General features: G+C 75.6%; 21 protein-coding genes. 13 read left to right on the forward strand and 8 right to left on the reverse strand.

Annotated elements, in window-relative coordinates:
• Positions 1-17: 17 nt before the first annotated feature.
• Positions 18-563 (reverse strand): ArsR/SmtB family transcription factor, encoded by a 546-nt coding sequence (locus tag H7K62_RS16200; protein ID WP_222437728.1) that lies wholly within the window; start codon positions 561-563, stop codon positions 18-20.
• Between the two features lie 68 nt (positions 564-631).
• Here H7K62_RS16200 and H7K62_RS16205 point away from each other — a divergent pair, with 68 nt between their 5' ends.
• Complete coding sequence (locus H7K62_RS16205) at positions 632-1,954, forward strand: MFS transporter (RefSeq protein ID WP_186720239.1); 1,323 nt, start codon at positions 632-634, stop codon at positions 1,952-1,954.
• A 209-nt stretch (positions 1,955-2,163) separates the two neighbouring features.
• Here H7K62_RS16205 and H7K62_RS16210 read toward each other — a convergent pair whose 3' ends face one another.
• The 5 genes from H7K62_RS16210 to H7K62_RS16230 form a co-directional block, all read right to left on the reverse strand.
• Positions 2,164-3,102, reverse strand: a complete 939-nt coding sequence (locus H7K62_RS16210; RefSeq protein ID WP_186720241.1) for a phosphotransferase — start codon at positions 3,100-3,102, stop codon at positions 2,164-2,166.
• A 120-nt stretch (positions 3,103-3,222) separates the two neighbouring features.
• Positions 3,223-4,638, reverse strand: coding sequence for a glycoside hydrolase family 32 protein (locus H7K62_RS16215; protein ID WP_186720242.1), 1,416 nt, complete (start codon positions 4,636-4,638; stop codon positions 3,223-3,225).
• Positions 4,639-4,672: 34 nt separating this feature from the next.
• On the reverse strand, positions 4,673-5,011 hold the full coding sequence (locus H7K62_RS16220; RefSeq protein ID WP_186720243.1) for a hypothetical protein: 339 nt from the start codon (positions 5,009-5,011) through the stop codon (positions 4,673-4,675).
• Between the two features lie 108 nt (positions 5,012-5,119).
• Positions 5,120-5,566: a hypothetical protein gene (locus tag H7K62_RS16225; protein WP_222437730.1), complete on the reverse strand. Its 447-nt coding sequence runs from the start codon at positions 5,564-5,566 to the stop codon at positions 5,120-5,122.
• Between the two features lie 158 nt (positions 5,567-5,724).
• The gene (locus tag H7K62_RS16230; protein WP_186720244.1) at positions 5,725-7,275 is read right to left on the reverse strand and encodes an MFS transporter; all 1,551 of its coding nucleotides are present in this window, start codon (positions 7,273-7,275) and stop codon (positions 5,725-5,727) included.
• A gap of 90 nt (positions 7,276-7,365) precedes the next feature.
• Between H7K62_RS16230 and H7K62_RS16235 the strand changes: the two genes are divergently transcribed.
• The 3 genes from H7K62_RS16235 to H7K62_RS16245 all read left to right on the forward strand — a co-directional run bounded on the left by H7K62_RS16235 (position 7,366) and on the right by H7K62_RS16245 (position 9,257).
• Positions 7,366-7,941: a TetR/AcrR family transcriptional regulator gene (locus tag H7K62_RS16235; protein ID WP_186720246.1), complete on the forward strand. Its 576-nt coding sequence runs from the start codon at positions 7,366-7,368 to the stop codon at positions 7,939-7,941.
• Positions 7,942-8,125: 184 nt separating this feature from the next.
• On the forward strand, positions 8,126-8,683 hold the full coding sequence (locus H7K62_RS16240) for a 2'-5' RNA ligase family protein (protein ID WP_222437731.1): 558 nt from the start codon (positions 8,126-8,128) through the stop codon (positions 8,681-8,683).
• 121 nt (positions 8,684-8,804) lie between these two features.
• Entirely contained in the window at positions 8,805-9,257 is a 453-nt protein-coding gene (locus H7K62_RS16245) for a hypothetical protein (RefSeq protein ID WP_186720250.1), read from the forward strand.
• A gap of 4 nt (positions 9,258-9,261) precedes the next feature.
• Here H7K62_RS16245 and H7K62_RS16250 read toward each other — a convergent pair whose 3' ends face one another.
• Together H7K62_RS16250 and H7K62_RS16255 are read right to left on the reverse strand one after the other, a co-directional pair.
• On the reverse strand, positions 9,262-9,918 hold the full coding sequence (locus tag H7K62_RS16250; protein ID WP_186720252.1) for an HAD-IA family hydrolase: 657 nt from the start codon (positions 9,916-9,918) through the stop codon (positions 9,262-9,264).
• Between the two features lie 66 nt (positions 9,919-9,984).
• Entirely contained in the window at positions 9,985-10,491 is a 507-nt protein-coding gene (locus H7K62_RS16255) for a pyridoxamine 5'-phosphate oxidase family protein (RefSeq protein WP_186720253.1), read from the reverse strand.
• A gap of 84 nt (positions 10,492-10,575) precedes the next feature.
• Between H7K62_RS16255 and H7K62_RS16260 the strand changes: the two genes are divergently transcribed.
• The 9 genes from H7K62_RS16260 to H7K62_RS16300 all read left to right on the forward strand — a co-directional run bounded on the left by H7K62_RS16260 (position 10,576) and on the right by H7K62_RS16300 (position 16,649).
• Positions 10,576-10,767: a hypothetical protein gene (locus H7K62_RS16260; RefSeq protein WP_186720254.1), complete on the forward strand. Its 192-nt coding sequence runs from the start codon at positions 10,576-10,578 to the stop codon at positions 10,765-10,767.
• Between the two features lies 1 nt (position 10,768).
• Positions 10,769-10,939 carry a hypothetical protein gene (locus H7K62_RS16265; RefSeq protein WP_186720255.1) on the forward strand — a complete coding sequence of 57 codons (171 nt, stop codon included), beginning with the start codon at positions 10,769-10,771 and terminating at the stop codon, positions 10,937-10,939.
• 3 nt (positions 10,940-10,942) lie between these two features.
• Positions 10,943-11,257, forward strand: coding sequence for a hypothetical protein (locus H7K62_RS16270; RefSeq protein ID WP_186720256.1), 315 nt, complete (start codon positions 10,943-10,945; stop codon positions 11,255-11,257).
• Between the two features lie 75 nt (positions 11,258-11,332).
• On the forward strand, positions 11,333-11,542 hold the full coding sequence (locus H7K62_RS16275; RefSeq protein WP_186720258.1) for a hypothetical protein: 210 nt from the start codon (positions 11,333-11,335) through the stop codon (positions 11,540-11,542).
• Positions 11,543-11,550: 8 nt separating this feature from the next.
• Complete coding sequence (locus H7K62_RS16280; RefSeq protein WP_186720259.1) at positions 11,551-12,213, forward strand: Pr6Pr family membrane protein; 663 nt, start codon at positions 11,551-11,553, stop codon at positions 12,211-12,213.
• A gap of 134 nt (positions 12,214-12,347) precedes the next feature.
• Positions 12,348-13,430, forward strand: a complete 1,083-nt coding sequence (locus tag H7K62_RS16285) for a LacI family DNA-binding transcriptional regulator (RefSeq protein ID WP_186720260.1) — start codon at positions 12,348-12,350, stop codon at positions 13,428-13,430.
• Positions 13,431-13,486: 56 nt separating this feature from the next.
• Positions 13,487-14,779 (forward strand): ABC transporter substrate-binding protein, encoded by a 1,293-nt coding sequence (locus H7K62_RS16290; RefSeq protein WP_186720261.1) that lies wholly within the window; start codon positions 13,487-13,489, stop codon positions 14,777-14,779.
• Positions 14,779-15,774 carry a carbohydrate ABC transporter permease gene (locus H7K62_RS16295; protein WP_186720269.1) on the forward strand — a complete coding sequence of 332 codons (996 nt, stop codon included), beginning with the start codon at positions 14,779-14,781 and terminating at the stop codon, positions 15,772-15,774. The genes H7K62_RS16290 and H7K62_RS16295 overlap by 1 nt, the downstream gene beginning before the upstream one ends.
• Positions 15,771-16,649: a carbohydrate ABC transporter permease gene (locus tag H7K62_RS16300; protein ID WP_222437732.1), complete on the forward strand. Its 879-nt coding sequence runs from the start codon at positions 15,771-15,773 to the stop codon at positions 16,647-16,649. Before H7K62_RS16295 ends, H7K62_RS16300 begins: the two co-directional genes overlap by 4 nt.
• Positions 16,650-16,725 lie beyond the last annotated feature (76 nt).

Consider the following 16,725-nt stretch of genomic DNA (forward strand, 5'->3'; position numbering starts at 1 on the left):
ACGGAGCGACGGGGCGGCTAGTCGCGGTCGGGGTCGCGGTGCAGGGCGACGAACAGCGACAGCGGTGTGGCGTCAGCCGCCCCGGGACGCTGGGCGAACTCGTCGAGCAGCGCGTCCAGGCGCTGCTCCAGCTCGGCGCGACCCTCGGCGTCCAGCCGCAGCCCGAGGCGGGCGACGCGCAGGTCGGGGTCGGCCGGGGCCTCCTCGGTGCCGTCGCCGAGCAGCACCGGCAGGGTCTGCGTGAACGCCTCGACCATGGCGCGGGCGGAGCGCTGCTCGTCCAGCTGCCACGACTTCCCGGTGGCGCGGTACGGCACCGAGCGGGCGCCGCGGCGGCCGCGGGTGGAGGGCATCGGCTCGAGGAAGCCGGTGCCCACCAGCGTCCGCACGTGGTGCAGGGCGGTGGCGGCGTTGAGCCCCAGGCGCTCGGCGATCGCGGCGTTGGTCATGGGGGTGTCCAGGCACATCCGCAGGATCCGCAGCCGCACGGCCGAGGCCAGGGCCTTGGCCTCCGCCTCGGTGGCGACGCGTCGGTGCGGGAGGTCCCAGGTCTGAGCGCTCACGCACCCAACGTAGACACGACATGACGCACCGCGCTCAGTGATTGACATTCCTCAACCACTCCCGTCGCATGGACCTCGTGGACCGCACAGACCCCGTGGCCCCCGGCCTGCTGCGCGCGCCCGAGGGCCGCGACTTCCGCCGCCTGTGGGCCGGCGACTCCGTCTCCCAGGGCGCCACGCAGGTGGGCGACCTCGTCGTCCCCCTGCTCGCCGTGACGGTGCTGGCCGCGACCCCGCTGCAGATGGGCGTGCTCTCCGCGGCGCAGTCGGCGGCGTTCCTGCTGCTCGGGCTGCCGGCGGGCGCGTGGGTGGACCGCTGGTCCAAGCGCCGCGTGCTCCTGCTCGGCAACCTCGTGCGGGCCGTGGCCCTCGCCGTCCTGCCGCTGGCCTGGTGGGCGGGGGTGCTGTCGCTGCCGCTGGTGGTGGCGGTGGCGTTCGTGGTGGGGGTGGCGACGCTGTTCTTCGACGTCGCCTACCAGAGCTACCTGCCCTCGCTCGTGCGCGCTGATCGGCTCGGGGAGGGCAACTCGCTGCTGCAGGTCTCGGCGTCGGTGGCGCAGGTCGGGGGTCCGGCGGTCGGCGGGTGGCTGGCGCGGCTGCTCGGGGCTCCGCTCGCGGTGGCGGTCTCGGCGGTGGCGTTCGCCGCCTCCAGCGGGCTGCTCTCGCGCATCTCCCACGTCGAGCCACCGCCGGACCGCTCCGCGCGCCGGTCGCTGCGGGCGGAGGTGGCCGAGGGCCTGTCGTTCGTGGTCCACCAGCCGCTGCTGCGCCGGATCGTCGCCACGACGAGCCTGTCCAACCTCGGCGGCAGCGCCTCGTCGGCGCTGCTGGTCCTCTACGCGGTGCGCCAGCTCGGCCTGTCGGAGGGGCAGGTCGGCACCGCGCTCGGCATCGGCGCCGCGGGCGCGCTGCTCGGTGCGCTGACGGTGCAGCGCGTGGTGCGCGCCGTCGGCGAGGGCCGCACCATCGCGCTGTCCCTGCTGCCGGGGATCGCGGCCGGTGCGCTGCTGCCGCTGGCCGCACCGCTGGTGTCCCGCGGCTCGCTCGACGACGACGGCGCGGTCGCCCTCCTCGCCGTCTCCGGCGCCGTCATCGGCGTGAGCGTGGTGCTCTACAACGTGGCGCAGGTCACGTACCGGCAGCGCATCACGCCGGCGCCGCTGCTGGGGCGGATGAACGCGTCGGTGCGCTTCCTCGTGTGGGGGACCATGCCGATCGGTGCGCTGCTGGGCGGCGCGCTCGGCGAGCGGGTGGGGCTGGTGCCCATGCTGTGGACGGCGCTGGCGGTGGAGGCGCTCGGGGTGCTGCCGGTGCTGCTCAGCCCCCTGCTGCGCTCCGGCCCCGCCGCCGCCCCCGAGGCCCCCGCCGACGGCGGCTCCGCGGAGCCCTGACCCCCTCCCCCGCGCAGCGGTGAGGTGTGCCCGCACCCCGGTGGGGAGCCTCGGGCCCGGTGGGCAGGCTCAGACCCGGATCCGGCCCCGGAAGCGGGACTCAGGCTGCCCACCGGGGCTGAGCCGGCCCAGTCGCCCCCTGCTGCTCGCGCAGGACGTGGCGCCCTGACGCACGATCGTCACCGCGCCGGGCGGGCAGCCCCAGAGGGTCAGCAGCGCTCGCGCAGCCACGCCAGCGCCGCCCGGGCCTGCGCCGCCTGGAACGCCCGCAGCACGGGCAGGCCGGGCACCGGTGGGAGCCGGGCCGCGTCGGTGAAGTACGCGGCGTCGGCGGCGAGCACAGCGGTCACCTCGCCCTCCCTCCCGGGGAAGCGCTCGGCGAGCAGTGCGTCGGCGTCCACGTCACTGCCCGACAGCCGCACGTTGAGCAGCAGCGCCACCGCGTCGAAGACCGGCGACCCGATGACGGCGTGCGGCCAGTCGACCACCACCACTGACCCGTCGTCGCGCTGCAGGAGGTTGTCGGCGCGCACGTCGCCGTGCGCCAGCGACTCCCCGGCCAGCGCCCGGTTGCCGCGGCGAGCGAGCACCGCGAGCTCCTCGAGCCGCTGCGCGGCCCAGGGGTCGACGCGCGACAGGTCAGGCCAGGGGTCGGCGAGGAGCCGCTCGAAGCCGGCGTCGTCGTGCTCCAGGTCGACCTCCGCGCGGGGCAGCGCCTCGCGCAGCGCAGCGGGGATCTCGGCGCGGGCCACCGCCGCCAGCGCGTCCAGCGCGGACTCGACGGCGGGCAGCCGCCAGGGCAGGGCGGGGCACTCGCCGTCGACGTCCTCGATGACCAGGGCCACCCACCCGTCCCGCTCGACGAGCCCCAGCAGCGCTGGCACCGGCAGGCCCGCGGGGAGCGCGCCGAGCACGCGCGCCTCGCGGCGGTGCAGGTCCACCGACCCCGGGTGGCGCTCGCCGTCGAGCGCCTTGACGAAGGCGCGTCGCCCCGATGCGGTCACCACGCGGTCGGCGGAGCCGGGTGAGAACCCGCCCACCTGCGTCACCGCCCGCACCACCGGCGATCCGAGCTCGCCGGCGACGGCGACGCGCAGCCCTCCCGGCAGGTCGGACCACTGCGCCCGGCCGCCGCCCTCGCCCCTCACCGGCCCACCGTGCCTGTCCGTGCACGACGTCCGCCACGGGTTTGCTGCGCACAACGCCCATGATCACGATGGGTGGTGCGCACAACGCCCATGATCACGGTCGGGGGCGGGGAGGGGCGGTCAGGGGGTCAGCACCCGCACCGACGCGCGCGCCCGGCCGGTGACCTCGACGGCGGCCACCGCCGTCGCCGCGAGGTCGCTGCTGGCCGCGGCGCGCCCGTCGCTGGTGAACACCTCGACGATGCCCGTGTCGACGTAGACGTCGGCCCACCGCACGCGCGGCTCCTCCGGCGTCCAGGTGCCGTCTACGAGCCGGTCGGTGGTGGAGCGCCCGAACGCCGACAGGTCCACCACCGTGCGGTGCCCCTCCGGCGAGACGAGCACCAGGGTGCTGGCAGGCAGGGCCGCGTCGTCGTCCACCGCGAGGTTGATGACCACCGCCTGCGCCGGCTCGGGCAGCACCGCCGGCCCGCTGAGCCCGTCGGTCTCGACGACCACGTCACCGGCGAGGTCGCTGATCTCCGCCACCGGCGCCTGCTGGAGCCGGCCGCCCACCACGCGCCAGCGCCGGGGCAGCGACTGCGCGCCCACGCTGGTGCGGCCGGCGCTGGCCGGGTCGTCCTGGGTGCGCAGCCAGCCGAAGGCGATGCGCCGGCCGCCGTCGGCGGTCGTGTACGACTGCGGCGCGTAGAAGCGGGAGCCGAGGTCCAGCACGCCGCGGCGCTGGGGGACGAAGCGGGGCGGTGCGCCTGCGGGCTGCTCCAGCCGGCCGGTCAGCCACACCGCTCCAGAGGAGTGGTGCAGCTCCGCGTCGGCGTCCTTGGAGTACCAGGACAGCACCACCACCAGCTCCTCGCCGTCCAGGTCGCCGGGGCCGTCCCCGGCCGGGGCGAAGACGTCCGGGCACTCGAAGACGTGCGCGTCCAGGCCCGCACCGGCGGCGTCGAGGAGGACGCCCTCGTACTCCCACTCCCGCAGCTCGGGGTCGGTGGTGGCGTAGGAGAGCAGCTTCGCCGCGCCGTCGTGCCCGGCGGTCCCGGCGGCCACCACCTGCCTCCAGTGCAGCTGCCCGCCGGGGTCGCGGGTGCGCAGCACGGCGTGGTCGCGCCAGTCGGTCAGCGGCGGGTCGAGGTCGGGCCAGTCGGAGACCACCGGCGCGTCGTCGGGGTGCCAGGTGACCAGCGAATCGTCGTCGGCGACGGCCCGCAGCGCCACCGCGCGCTGCGGGCCACCGCCCCCGGGCGGCTGCACCCCGGTGTAGAGCACCGCCTCGCGGCCACCCGGCAGGTCCACCGCGCAGCCGGACCAGCAGCCGCCCGCGTCCGGGCCGCCGGGCCGCGGCGAGAGCGCCGTGGGGTGCTCGGTCCAGTGGACGAGGTCGGGGCTGGTGGCGTGGCCCCACCGCATGACGCCGAACGTCGGCGCCTCGGGGTTGTGCTGGAAGAAGACGTGGTGCACGCCGCCGAACTGCGCCAGGCCGTTCGGGTCGTTCATCCACCCGGTCGTCGGCGTCAGGTGCAGGAGGGGCCGCTTCACGCCCCCCATGCTGGCGCACGGGGGGCGCGGAGGATCAGCCGACCTTGGGGCGGGCGGTGGGGACGACGGCGACGGGCCCGGGCACGAGCCGCGCCCACCCCACGCCCGTCCAGACGTGGCTGGCGCGCCCGGTCCAGGAGCCGCAGGTCAGGTCGATGACCTCCTCCGCGGGCACGTCCGGGTCGAGGTAGAGGTGGCCGGGCATCGGCTGCTGCACCACCTCGAGGGCGTGCGCGCCGCGGGCGGCGGGGGGCTTGGCGCGGCCGGGGGTGGGTGCGAGCTGCGGCGGTGCAGCGTCCGGGAGGACCTCGCCGCTGGCACGGCGGAGGCGCGGGACGCGCGGCGTGCGGAGGGAGCGGTCGGAACGGGTCACGCGACGACGATAGATCGCCCTGCGTGATCGGTTGGGGCAGTTCGCCCCAACACGCGGTGCTGCGAGCGCCTCGTGACAGCACCGAGACCCACCTGTGACCACGCTGCGTCAGCCCCCGGAGAGACGGCGCTCCAGCAGCTCGGCGAGGGCGATGGAGTCGCCGTCCCGCCCGCCGCGGCCCCACACCAGCGGCGGGTCGCTCGGGGTCACGCGGACGCCCCGCCACCGCGCCACCAGCCGCTCAGCGCCGCTCAGCGGCACCGCGAGCAGGTAGAACGCGCCGTCCTCCCCCACACCGGCGCGGCCGTCCCGCCGCAGCACCCAGCCGTGCACGCTGGTGCGGTACCGGCCACCGGCGGAGTCCACCACGCGCAGCTCCTCGGTGGGCAGGCCCGCCGCCCGGGCGCGCTCCACGAAGTCGCGGACCTGCGCCCGGGCGACGTCGGTCTCGGCGGCCTCGGCGCGCGCCAGCCGGTCGGCCTGGGCGGCGGCGGCCTCGCGGCGCCGGCTCACCCACTCCTCGTCGCGGCCGTCGTGCTGCCCCGCGGTCTCCACCCGGCCATCCTGGCCCGCGGTCGGCCCCTCCTCGCACCAGGACGACGACGAGGGCCGCCCTCCCCGCGCGAGGCGCATGATCGGACCCGAGCGCAGCAGCCGGGCCCTGGCGCTGTCCACCACCACCGGGCTGCTCGGCCACGCGCTGGGGCGCCGCGTCAGTGGGCAGCGGCGCTCAGGCGCGCCGGGATCATCCGCCACGCGATGACCGCGGCCACCGCGGTGAGGGCCGCGGCGCTCAGCGACGTCACCTGCATGGCGTGGACGAACGCCTCGCGGGCGGCGTCGAAGGCGGCGCCGTCGGCGCCCGCGGCGCGCGCGCCCGCCAGGGAGTCGCCAGCCGCGGCGGCCACGGCGGGGTCGGTGCCGGCGGGCAGGTCGAGCCCGGCCCGGTAGACCACGCCCAGCAGCGAGCCGAGCACCGCGATGCCCAGGGCGGCCGCCAGCTCGTAGGCGGTCTCGGAGATCGACGAGGCGGCACCGGCGCGGTCGGAGGGCACCGCGCTGACCACGGCGTCGACCGCCACGGTCTGGCTCAGGCCCACGCCCAGGCCGATCGGCACGAGCGTCAGGGCCAGCCACAGGTAGCTCGGCGCGCTCTCGGCCGCCGCGAGCAGCGCCAGCCCGAGCGCGGCGGCGAGGAGTCCGACGGCGGCGGTGCGCCCGGCGCCCAGGCGCGGGAGCAGCACGCCGATGACGGCGATGGCGCCGATCGCCGAGAGCATGAGCGGCGTCTCCTGCAGGCCCGCCTGCAGCGGGCTGGAGCCGCGCGCCAGCTGCAGGTACTGCGAGAAGAAGAACAGCAGGCCCATGAGCGGGAACACCGAGGCGAAGTTCACGGCCACCGCGCCGGAGAAGGCCCGGCGGCGGAACAGGTCCACGTCGATGAGCGGGTGCTCCAGCCGGCGCTGGCGGCGCACGAACGCCACCAGGCCGGCCGCGCCGACGACCAGGGACAGCGCCACCACGGCGTCGAGGCCGTCGTGGGCGAGGTGCTTCACGCCGTAGACCACGGCGACCAGGCCCACCAGCGACAGCAGCACCGACGGCAGGTCGAGCGGACCCGGCACCGGGTTGCGGGACTCGCGCAGCAGCCACGCCCCGGCCACGAGGAGCACCGCGACCACGGGCAGGTTGATGAGGAACACCGAGCCCCACCAGAAGTGCTCGAGCAGGGCACCGCCCACGAGGGGGCCGAGCGCGGCGCCGCCGGAGGCCCCCGCCGACCACAGGGCGATGGCGAGGGTGCGCTGGCGCGGCGCGGTGAAGGTGCTGCGGATGAGCGACAGCGTGGACGGCATGAGCGTGGCACCGGCCACGCCGAGGAGCGCCCGCGCGGCGATGAGCACCTCGGGCGACGGCGACAGGGCCGCCCCGAGCGAGGCCAGCCCGAACGCGGCGGTCCCGAGGAGCAGCAGGCGCTTGCGGCCGATCCGGTCCGCCACGTTGCCCATGGTGACGAGCAGCCCGGCGAGGGCGAGGGAGTAGACGTCGCCGATCCACAGCACCTGGGTGGAGCTGGCGCGCAGGTCGGCGGTGAGCGCGGGGACCGCGAGCGCCAGCACGGTGGCGTCCACGGCGAGCAGGACGACGGCGAGCACGAGCACGCCCAGCCCGCCCCACTCGCGCCAGCCGGCTCCCCGCGCGGGGTGCTGCGGGTGCAGGGGGGTGGTCGGTGCCTGCTGCGCGTCGAGCGCCGGCGTGGCCATCGTCGTCCTCCGGAAGGAAACTGTACTGACTGGTCAGTACAGTAGATGGGGTCCGGGGAGGGCTGTCAACCGAGGGGCGAGACTGGTGTCATGGGGCGCACCACGGGCAGGACCGCTGCCGAGACGCGGCAGCAGGTGGTCCGCGCCGCCGCCGAGGTGGTGGCCGAGCGCGGCGGCAGCGCCGGCCTGGAGGAGATCGCCTCGCGGGCCAGCGTCACCAAGGGCGGGCTGCTGTACCACTTCGGCAGCAAGGAGTCGCTCCTGCACGCGGTGGCGCAGCAGCTGCTGGACGACTTCACCCGCGACGTCGAGACCGCCCTGACCCACGAGGATGACGACGAGGGCCGCTCCGGCCCGGCGCCGGGCCGGCTGACCCGCGCCTACGTGCGCGCCACGCTCGCCGCCGCGGCTGACGCCGAGCGCACCCGCCGCGCCACCACGCTGCTCGTGCACCTGCAGACCGACCCGGCGGTCGCCGCGATGATGCAGGCCGACGCCGAGCAGTGGCGCGAGCGCCTCCTGGCGGACGGGCTGGACCCGCTGGTGGCCACGCTGGCGATCGCCGCAGCGGACGGCATCTGCATGGCGCCGCTGTACGGCGACGCCCCGCTCGTGGAGGACCGCGAGCGCGTGCTGGCCGCCGTCCTGGACCTCACCCGCCGCTGAGCCGCCCCTCCCCGCCACACGCGCCCCTTCGTGCGAGGACGCGCCCCTTCGAGCGAGGACACGCCCCTTCGGAGGCGCTGATGGGGCGTCTTCTCGCTCGATGGGGCGTCAGCGGTCGCCACAGACCTCGCGGCACCCCGACGACGCATCCCTCTGCTCGTCCCTGGCGCGCGACCATGAGCGGGTGGTGCTGACGCCGTCGCCGGAGGCTCCTGCTCCGACGCTGACCGGCGTCGTCGTCCTGGTCTCCGAGGCGGACGCCGTGGTGCGCCGGCACCGGGACCACCTCGACGGCTCCGCGGCGTGGGGCGTCCCCGCGCACGTGACGGTGCTCTTCCCCTTCGCCGCGCCGCAGGACCTCGACGACGGCGCGCTGACGGCGCTGGCCGGGGCCGTCGCCTCCGTCCCGGCGTTCGAGGCCGCGTTCACGCGAACCGCCTGGTTCGGCGAGGACGTGCTGTGGCTCGCCCCCGAGCCCGCCGGGCCCTTCGTGGCGCTGACCCGGGCCGTGGCGTCCGCCTTCCCCCAGCACCAGCCGTACGGCGGCGCGTTCGACGGCTCCGCCCCGCACCTGACGGTCGGCGAGGCGCGCCTGCGGGGACGGGCGGCGCTGCGGGAGGCCGAGCGCGCCGTCCTCCCGCTGCTCCCGGTGAGCACGCACGTGACCTGCGCGCACCTCCTCGCCGGGACGACCGGGCCGGCCTCCTGGCGCGTGGTCCGCGAGCTGCCGCTCGGTCGCTGACCCCGCCGGCCGGCGGGACCCGTCGCGGCGAGGCTCCGGCGGGGCGCCGGACGGTCACGGGCTGCCCCGTCCGGGCCAGCCCCCTGCGGACGGGCCCCGCACCCCGCGCCATGATCCCCGCGTGGACGGGCGCAGGAGGGCTCCCCTCGTCGTGGACGTCTCCAGCGCCCCGCGCCGCTGGACCACCCGCGACCGGTTCCCCACCTGGCCGGTGCCCGCGCTGCTCGCGGCCACGGGCGCCGTGCTCCTGCTGGTCTCGCAGGCGGGCAGCATCGGGACGTCGCTGGGGCTGCCACTGGCGGTCGTGTCGGTGGTGGGGCTGCTCGGCAGGCTGTGGCCCTGGCACGCCTCCACCGAGGTCGACTCGCTCGGCGCCGACGTCCGCGGGGGCCTGCTGGACCGGGCCCCGCAGCGCGTGGAGTGGTCGCAGGTGCGCCGGGTGGTGCCGGCGGCCGGGTGGCGGGTGCGCAGCTGGCTGCTGCTGCACGACGGCCGTTGCGTGCCGCTGTGCGGGGTGGACCGCCGCGGCGCCCGGCACCTGGCCCGCCGCCTCGAGCGCGCCCGGCGCGGTTGACCCGCTACCAGGCGGGCGCCTGCGCCCGCACCCACGCCAGCAGGTGCGGGGCGGCGTCCGCGAGGGAGCCGACCACGAGGTCGGCGTCCGCGAGGGCCGAGGCCGGGTTCGACGTGGTCAGGGCGATGACCGGCATGCCTGCCGCGCGCCCCGCCCCGACGCCGGCGGGCGCGTCCTCCACCACCACGCAGTCGGCGGGCGCGACGCCCAGCAGCCGGGCGGCGAGGAGGTAGCCCTCCGGGTCCGGCTTGCCCCGGGTGACAGAAGCCCCGCCGACGACGACGTCGGGCACCGGCGCTCCCCCGGCGCGGAGGCGGTCGACGACGCGGTGGTCGTCGCCGGAGGTGACCACCGCCCAGCGCTGCGGGTGCAGCTGCGCCAGCAGCGCGGGGACGGCGGGGTAGAGCGAGAACGCGTCGGGGTCGTCGTCGACGAGCTGTCCGAGCCGGACCACCTCGGCGCGGGCGTCGAGGTGGGGTGCCACGTCGGCGAGGGTGTCGAGCACCCGGCGGCCGTGGGTGGCCGCGTGGACGGCGTCCGGGTCCAGCCCGTGCAGCTCCGACCAGCGGTCCCACACCTGGCGGTAGCCGGCGTGGGAGTCGACCAGCACGCCGTCGGCGTCGAAGAGCACGGCGCGGGCAGGTGGCGGCGGTGTCGGCACGCCACCATCCTGCCCGCGGTGATCAAGCCCGACGGGTCGGGCTCCGGCCATCCGGCCTGCGGGCGGTCAGGGGAGGTCGACCTTCGCGTTCTCCCCGCCGGAGTACTGCTTCCCCGTGAGCTTGGCCTTGGCGAAGCTGAGCGCCGTCGCGACGCGGCCGCCGGGGGTGTCCCAGTACTCCGCCGACTCGCCGTCGACCTTGAGCAGGACGATGCCGTCGTCGTCCTTCCCGTCCGGGAACCACGCCTCCACCACGGCGTTCCACAGCTCGCGCTTCTTCGCGGGGTCGCGCACCACCGAGCCGCGGCCGGTCAGCGACACCCAGCTGTCGGAGCTGGAGAAGGTGACGTTGACCTGCGGGTCGTGGGCGAGGTGCGAGACCTTGCGGGAGGACGCCTCGGCGAAGAACCACAGGTCCCCGCCGAACTCCGCCTCCTGCACGGCCATCGGCCGGCTGATGAGCGTGCCGTCGGGAGCGGTGGTGGTGAGCATCGCCTGCCGCTCGCCGGCGACGAGCTTCGAGACCTTCGCGACCTGGTCCGTCGGGGCGGAGCGGTCCTCGTGGTGAGCCATGGCCCCCACCTACCCCGCCGGACCCGCTCCACCCCTGCGGAGCGGGACGTTCCCCAGGAGCGCGCCGGGCCCTACCGTGATCACGTGTTCGCCATGAACCCCCTCGAGTCGGTCGTGCTCACCGTCGTGCCGCTGCTCCTGGGGGCGCTGGTGCTGGTCGCGCTGTACTGGGCGGTGCGGATGGGCGTGCGGCACGGCCTGCTCGACGCGCGCCGCCAGCTACCGCCGCACCCGGACGCCGGCGGCCGCCCACCCGCTCCGACGGACGGGGTGTGACGTGTTCGGCGCGCTCGCGGGGAACCCGCTGCCCCTGCTCCTGGGCCTGGTCCTGCCGCTCGTGGCGGCGATGGTCGGCGTCGTCGTCCTGTACGGGGTGGTCCGCCTGGCCGTCCGGCACGGGGCCGCCGACGCCGACCGGCTCCAGCGCCCCGCCGACCGAGCCCCCTGAGCCGTGCTCGACGTCGCGCTCGGGCTCCTGCTGCTCGCTGTGGCCGCGGCCGCGGTGGCACTCCCGCCGCTGCTGATGTCCCTGCTGGGGCGCTGGACGGTGCCCGGCGCGCTGGCCTGGCTGCTCGCCGCCTCGGCGGCGGTGGTCTGGACCGTCCGCAGCGCCCTGCTGGCCGACGCCTCCCCCGGGGGCGCCGGCCACGGGCTCGGCGACGCGCCCTGGTTCGCCGGCACCCTCGCCGCCCTGGCCCTGGCCCTCGCGGTGGTGCTGGTCCCGGGACGACGACGGCGCGCAGCGCGCTCGGCGCCCAGGGCCTGACCGCGCCGCGCTCGACCGGGCCGGTGGACCGCGTGCCGGGTCGACCGCAGCCGCGCGGTCGACGACGATGGGCGCGTGTTCCCCGTGCCCGAGGGCGTCCCCACGCTGCTGGTCGCCGCCGTGCCCGTGGCCGTCCTGGTGGTGCTCGTGGTGAACCTCGTGGTGCGCAGCCGCCGCGGGGAGTACGGGCGCGACGCGGGCGGCCGGCGGCGCGCGCCCTGGCTGCGGCCGGTGCTCATCGGGGTGGGCGCGTTCGCCGTCCTCAAGCTCGTCACCGACCGCTGAGGCCGTCGGTGTTCCGCGTCTGTCACGCCGTCATCGCGGCGCTCGTAGTGGTCGCTCTCGTGGTGGACGTGTCGGTGACCGTGGCCGGCGGCCCCGGCTTCGTCGCTGTCGACGGGAGCCCGCTGGGCCTGGCCGGCAGGCTGGCCAACCTCTTCTCGTACTTCACCATCCTCAGCAACGTCCTCGTGCTGGCCACCTCGGCGCTGTTCGCGCTGCGCTCCGAGCCGTCCGGCGCCCTGTTCCGGGTGCTGCACCTGGACGCGCTGCTGAGCATCGTGGCCACGGGCGTGGTGTACGCGGTGCTGCTCGCAGCCACCGAGCACCCCACGGGCTGGTCCGTGGTGTCCAACACGATCTTCCACGACGTGGTGCCGGTGGCGTTCCCGCTGGCGTGGCTGGTGTTCGGGCCCCGGCCGCGGCTCACCTGGCGCCTGGTGGCGCTGGCGTTCGCGTGGCCGGTGGCGTGGCTGGTCTACACGTTCGTGCGGGGTGCTCTGACGGGCTGGTACCCCTACGGGTTCCTGGACGCCACCCAGCTGGGGTTCTGGGGCGCGCTGCTGGGAGCCCTGCAGGTCTTCGTGAGCGCGGTGGTGCTCGCCGTGGTGGTCAAGCTGCTCGACTCCCGCCTGCCCGCCCTCGCGCGGAGCAGCAGCCGCCCCACCGCGCACTGACGCCGCACTCGCGCGCCCGAGTGCGCCTTGGAGGGCCCGTGAGGACGCACTGAGGTGCGCGAGTGCGGCGGGGGGGGGGGGGGGGGAGTTGAACCGGTTTGACACGTCCGTGTTGAACCGGTTTGACTACCGGCATGGCACACAGGGGTGCGCGGGCGACGATCGCCGACGTGGCGCGCGAGGCGGGCGTCTCCAAGGGCACCGTCTCCATGGCGCTCACCGGCCGCGGCCGCGTCGCGCCGGGCACCCGCGAGAAGGTGCTCGAGGTGGCCCAGCGCCTCGACTGGGTGCCCAGCGCCCGCGCCCGCAGCCTGTCCACCGACCGCGCCGACGCCCTCGGCCTGGTGCTGGCCCGCGAGCCCGAGCACCTGGGCGCCGACCCGTTCTTCGCCCCGTTCATCGCGGGCGTCGAGGCGGCCTTGTCACCGCGCGGCCAGGCGCTCGTGCTGCACGTGGTCACCACGCCGGCCGAGGAGCACGAGGCCTACCGCCGCCTGGCCGCCGGCCGCGTGGACGGCGTGCTGCTCACCGACCTCCGCGTCGACGACGAGCGCCCCGAGCTCCTGGCCGGTCTCGGCCTGCCGGCCCTGGCCGTCGGCCACCAGCGCTCCACCACGGCCACCGCCCCGCTCCCCCAGGTCGCCCTCGACGACAGGGCCGGGGTCCGCGCCGCCGTCGACCACCTCGTCACCCTCGGTCACCGGCGCCTCGCCCACGTGACCGGCTCGGCGCGGCTGGTGCACGGCGTGGACCGGCTCGAGGCCTTCCAGGACGCCGTGTCCGCCCACGGTGACGCCCTCGACACCCCCACCGTGCTCGACGGCGACTTCTCCGCCGCCAGCGGCGCGGCCGCCGCCCACCGCTGGCTGGAGCTCCGCGCCGCGCACGGCGCAGCCGGTGCTCCGACGGCGCTCGTCGTCGCCGGCGACCTCATGGCCACCGCGGCGCTCGGCGTGCTCGCCGCCGAGGGCGTCCGCGTGCCCGCCGAGGTCTCGGTCACGGGCTTCGACGACGCGCCGCTCGCCGCCCACCTCTCGCCCCCGCTGACCACGGTCCACAGCGACGCCGCCGCGTGGGGCCGCGCCGCCGCCGACGCCCTCCTGGACCTGCTCGAGGACGACGACGAGCGCCGCACCGATCGCGTCCGACCGGCCGTCGCCGACCTGCCCGCCGCCCGCCTGGTGGTCCGCGCCTCGACGGGCGCCCCACCGGCCTGACCGCCCCCCACCCACACCCACACCCACCACGTCCGACCCCCCCCGAAGGAGGAGGAATGCAGACCAGCGCTCGATGGGGAGCGGTGGCCGCGGCAGTGCTGCTGACCGCGACGACCGCCGCCTGCGGCGGTGGACAGGGCCCCGGGAACCCCCAGGGACGAGGCCCCATCACCATCTGGCTCTCCAACAACGAGCAGGAGGTCGCCTGGGGCGAGGAGCAGGTCAAGGCCTGGAACGCCGCCCACCCCGACCAGCAGGTGACCGCCCAGCAGATCCCCGCCGGCAAGTCCTCCGAGGAGGTCATCGGCGCGGCGATCGCGGCGGGCACCACGCCCTGCCTCATCTACAACACCTCGCCGGCCGCGGTGCCGCAGTTCGTCAAGCAGGGCGGGCTGGTGCCGCTCGACACGATGCCGGGAGGTGCGGACTACATCACCCAGCGCACGGGTGCGGCCGCTGAGCAGTACCGCTCCCCGGACGGGCACTTCTACCAGCTGCCGTGGAAGTCAAACCCGGTCATGGTCATCTACAACAAGAAGATCTTCGCCGCGGCCGGGCTGGACCCGGAGAACCCGCAGCTGTCCACCTACGCCGACGTGCTGGCCGCCTCGGAGAAGATCGTCAGCTCCGGTGCCGCGCCGTCGGCGATCTGGCCCTCGCCGGCCAGCCAGTTCTTCCAGAGCTGGTTCGACCTGTACCCGCTGTACGCCGCTGCCAGCGGTGGCCAGCAGCTGGTGGTGGACGGCAAGGCCCAGGTCGACTCGGCGCCCGCCCTCGACGCCGCCGGCTTCTGGCGCCAGATGTACGCCAAGGGCCTCTCGCCTCAGGAGGCGTACACCGGAGACGCCTTCGCCGACGGCAAGGCCGCCATGGCGATGGTCGGTCCGTGGGCGGTGGCGGTGTACGGCAAGGACGTCGACTGGGGCGTCGTCCCCGTCCCCACCCCGAACGGTGAGCCGGCGCAGGAGGTCCACACCTTCTCCGACGCCAAGAACGTCTCCCTGCCCGTCGCGTGCCAGAACCAGGCGACGGCGTGGGACTTCCTCCAGTCCACCACCAGCACCGACGCCGACCGCGCCCTGCTGACGGAGACCGGGCAGATGCCGATGCGCGCCGACGTCGCGCAGACCTACGCCGACTGGTTCGCCAGCGCCGACGGCGCCCCGTACGCGCCCTTCGCCGCCCAGGCCGCCCGCACCGTGGAGGTGCCCAGCGTGAAGAACTCCGTGGAGATCTGGCAGGACGTCCGCAACGCGTGGACGGGCTCGGTGATCTTCGGCAAGGAGCCGGTGGCGTCCGCGATGCGCGACGCGAACGGCGAGGTCCAGCACCTCCTGGAGGTGCCGTGATGAGCGCCCTCACGCCGGCCCGCCCCGGCCCCGCGTCGTCGTCCTCCCCCGCCGGGAGGAGCAGGACGACGACGAGCGCCTCCGACGGCCGCCCCCCGCGCGGCGGCCTCACGCCGCTGCAGCGCGCCTTCGGCCGCCACCCGATCGGGGTGCTGCTGGCCCTTCCGTACGCGGTGTTCCTCGTGGCGGTGTTCGCCTACCCGGTGGTGCTCGCCGCGTGGATGAGCGTGCACGACTGGTTCTTCTCCGCGCCCGGCGTGGAGGTCTCCCACCCGTTCGTCGGGTTCGAGAACTACCGGCAGGTGCTCACGGACCCGCAGGTCCACCAGGCCTTCCTCAACATCGGCGTCTTCCTCGTCATCAACGTGCCGCTGACCGTGGCGCTGGCGCTCGTGCTCGCGGTGGCGCTGAACCGCGCGGCCCGCGGGCGGACGTTCTTCCGGGTCGCGTTCTACGTGCCGTACGTGACGGCGAGCGTGGCCCTGGTGGGCGTCTGGCTGTTCCTGCTGGGCGGTGACGGGGTGGTCAACTCCCTCCTCGGCCCGCTCGCCCCGGACCCGTCGTGGCTGGTGAACAGCAGCCTCGCCATGCCGAGCATCGCCGGCTTCGTGGCGTGGAAGCAGCTCGGGTTCTTCGTGCTGCTCTACCTGGCGGCACTGCAGAACGTCAGCAGGGACCTCTACGAGGCCGCCTCGATGGACGGGGCCGGGCGCGTCCGGCAGTTCTTCACGGTGACCGTGCCGGGCGTGCGGACGACGACGGCGCTGGTGGTCATCCTCGCCGTCATCACCGGCGCGAACCTCTTCACGGAGCCCTACCTGCTCACCGGCGGCGGCGGACCGGACGGCGCGTCGACGTCGCCCGTGCTGCTCATGTACCAGCTGGGCATCGAGCAGGGGAACCCCGACACCGCCTCCGCCCTCGGCATCGTGCTGGTGGTGGTGGTCGGGCTGCTGGTCCTCCTGAACCGCCGACTGCTGAGGAGCGAGTCATGAGCACCCCCACCCCCGTCCGCGAGGAGGCGGAGGCGAAGCGTCGGAAGGCCGGGGCGTCGCGGTGGGTGGTGCCCGCCGTCCTGACGCTCGGGGCGCTGGCGTTCCTGCTGCCCTTCTACCTCATGGTGATCGGCTCGCTGCAGGCGGAGCCCGACACGTCCATCAGCGGTCTGGTCCCGTCCGGCGGCCTGACCACCGCGAACTACAGCAACATCGACGGCTCCATCGACCTGTGGCGCACGCTGCTCAACTCCGGCGTCATCACCGGCGGCGCGATCGTCGGCACGCTGGTGTTCGGGGTGCTGGCGGGGTACGCCCTCGCCGTCCTGCACTTCCGCGGCCGCGGCACGCTGTTCGCGATGGTGCTGCTGGTGCAGGTCATCCCGTTCCAGCTGCTCACCATCCCGCTGTACGTGCTGACCGTGCGCACGTACGGGCTGGCCGACTCCTACCTCGGCATGGTGCTGCCGTTCCTCGTCAACACCACGGCGGTGTTCGTCTTCCGGCAGTTCTTCCTGCAGCTGCCGCCGGACCTGTTCTCCGCGGCGCGCATCGACGGCGCCTCCGAGCTGCGGGTGCTGTGGTCGGTGGCGCTGCCGCTGGTGCGCCCGGCGCTGCTGACGGTGGTGCTGCTGACGTTCATCGGTCCGTGGAACGAGTTCCTCTGGCCGTTCCTCGTCACCAAGGAGGCCGCGATGCAGCCGCTGGCGGTGGCGCTGGCCAACTACCAGGCGAACGTCGCCGCCACCACCTCCAACCCGTACGGCGCGGTGCTCGCCGGCTCGGTGGTGCTGGCCGCCCCCGCGGTGGGCCTGTTCCTCGTGTTCCAGCGCCACTTCACCGCCACCAACCTCTCCGCGGGGGTCAAGGGATGACTCGCACCACGACCACTCAGCAGGTGTCCCCGAGCGGTGACCCCCGTGATCATGGACGTCCCGCGCACACCACGGC

Source organism: Quadrisphaera sp. RL12-1S, from assembly GCF_014270065.1.
Lineage (GTDB): Bacteria > Actinomycetota > Actinomycetes > Actinomycetales > Quadrisphaeraceae > Quadrisphaera.

Coding starts and splice junctions, on each gene's coding strand:
- H7K62_RS16205 (WP_186720239.1), top strand. CDS start 632: ATGGACCTCGTGGACCGCACAGACCCCGTGGCCCCCGGCCTGCTGCGC.
- H7K62_RS16230 (WP_186720244.1), bottom strand. CDS start 7,275: ATGGCCACGCCGGCGCTCGACGCGCAGCAGGCACCGACCACCCCCCTG.
- H7K62_RS16235 (WP_186720246.1), top strand. CDS start 7,366: ATGGGGCGCACCACGGGCAGGACCGCTGCCGAGACGCGGCAGCAGGTG.
- H7K62_RS16255 (WP_186720253.1), bottom strand. CDS start 10,491: ATGGCTCACCACGAGGACCGCTCCGCCCCGACGGACCAGGTCGCGAAG.
- H7K62_RS16285 (WP_186720260.1), top strand. CDS start 12,348: ATGGCACACAGGGGTGCGCGGGCGACGATCGCCGACGTGGCGCGCGAG.
- H7K62_RS16290 (WP_186720261.1), top strand. CDS start 13,487: ATGCAGACCAGCGCTCGATGGGGAGCGGTGGCCGCGGCAGTGCTGCTG.
- H7K62_RS16295 (WP_186720269.1), top strand. CDS start 14,779: ATGAGCGCCCTCACGCCGGCCCGCCCCGGCCCCGCGTCGTCGTCCTCC.
- H7K62_RS16300 (WP_222437732.1), top strand. CDS start 15,771: ATGAGCACCCCCACCCCCGTCCGCGAGGAGGCGGAGGCGAAGCGTCGG.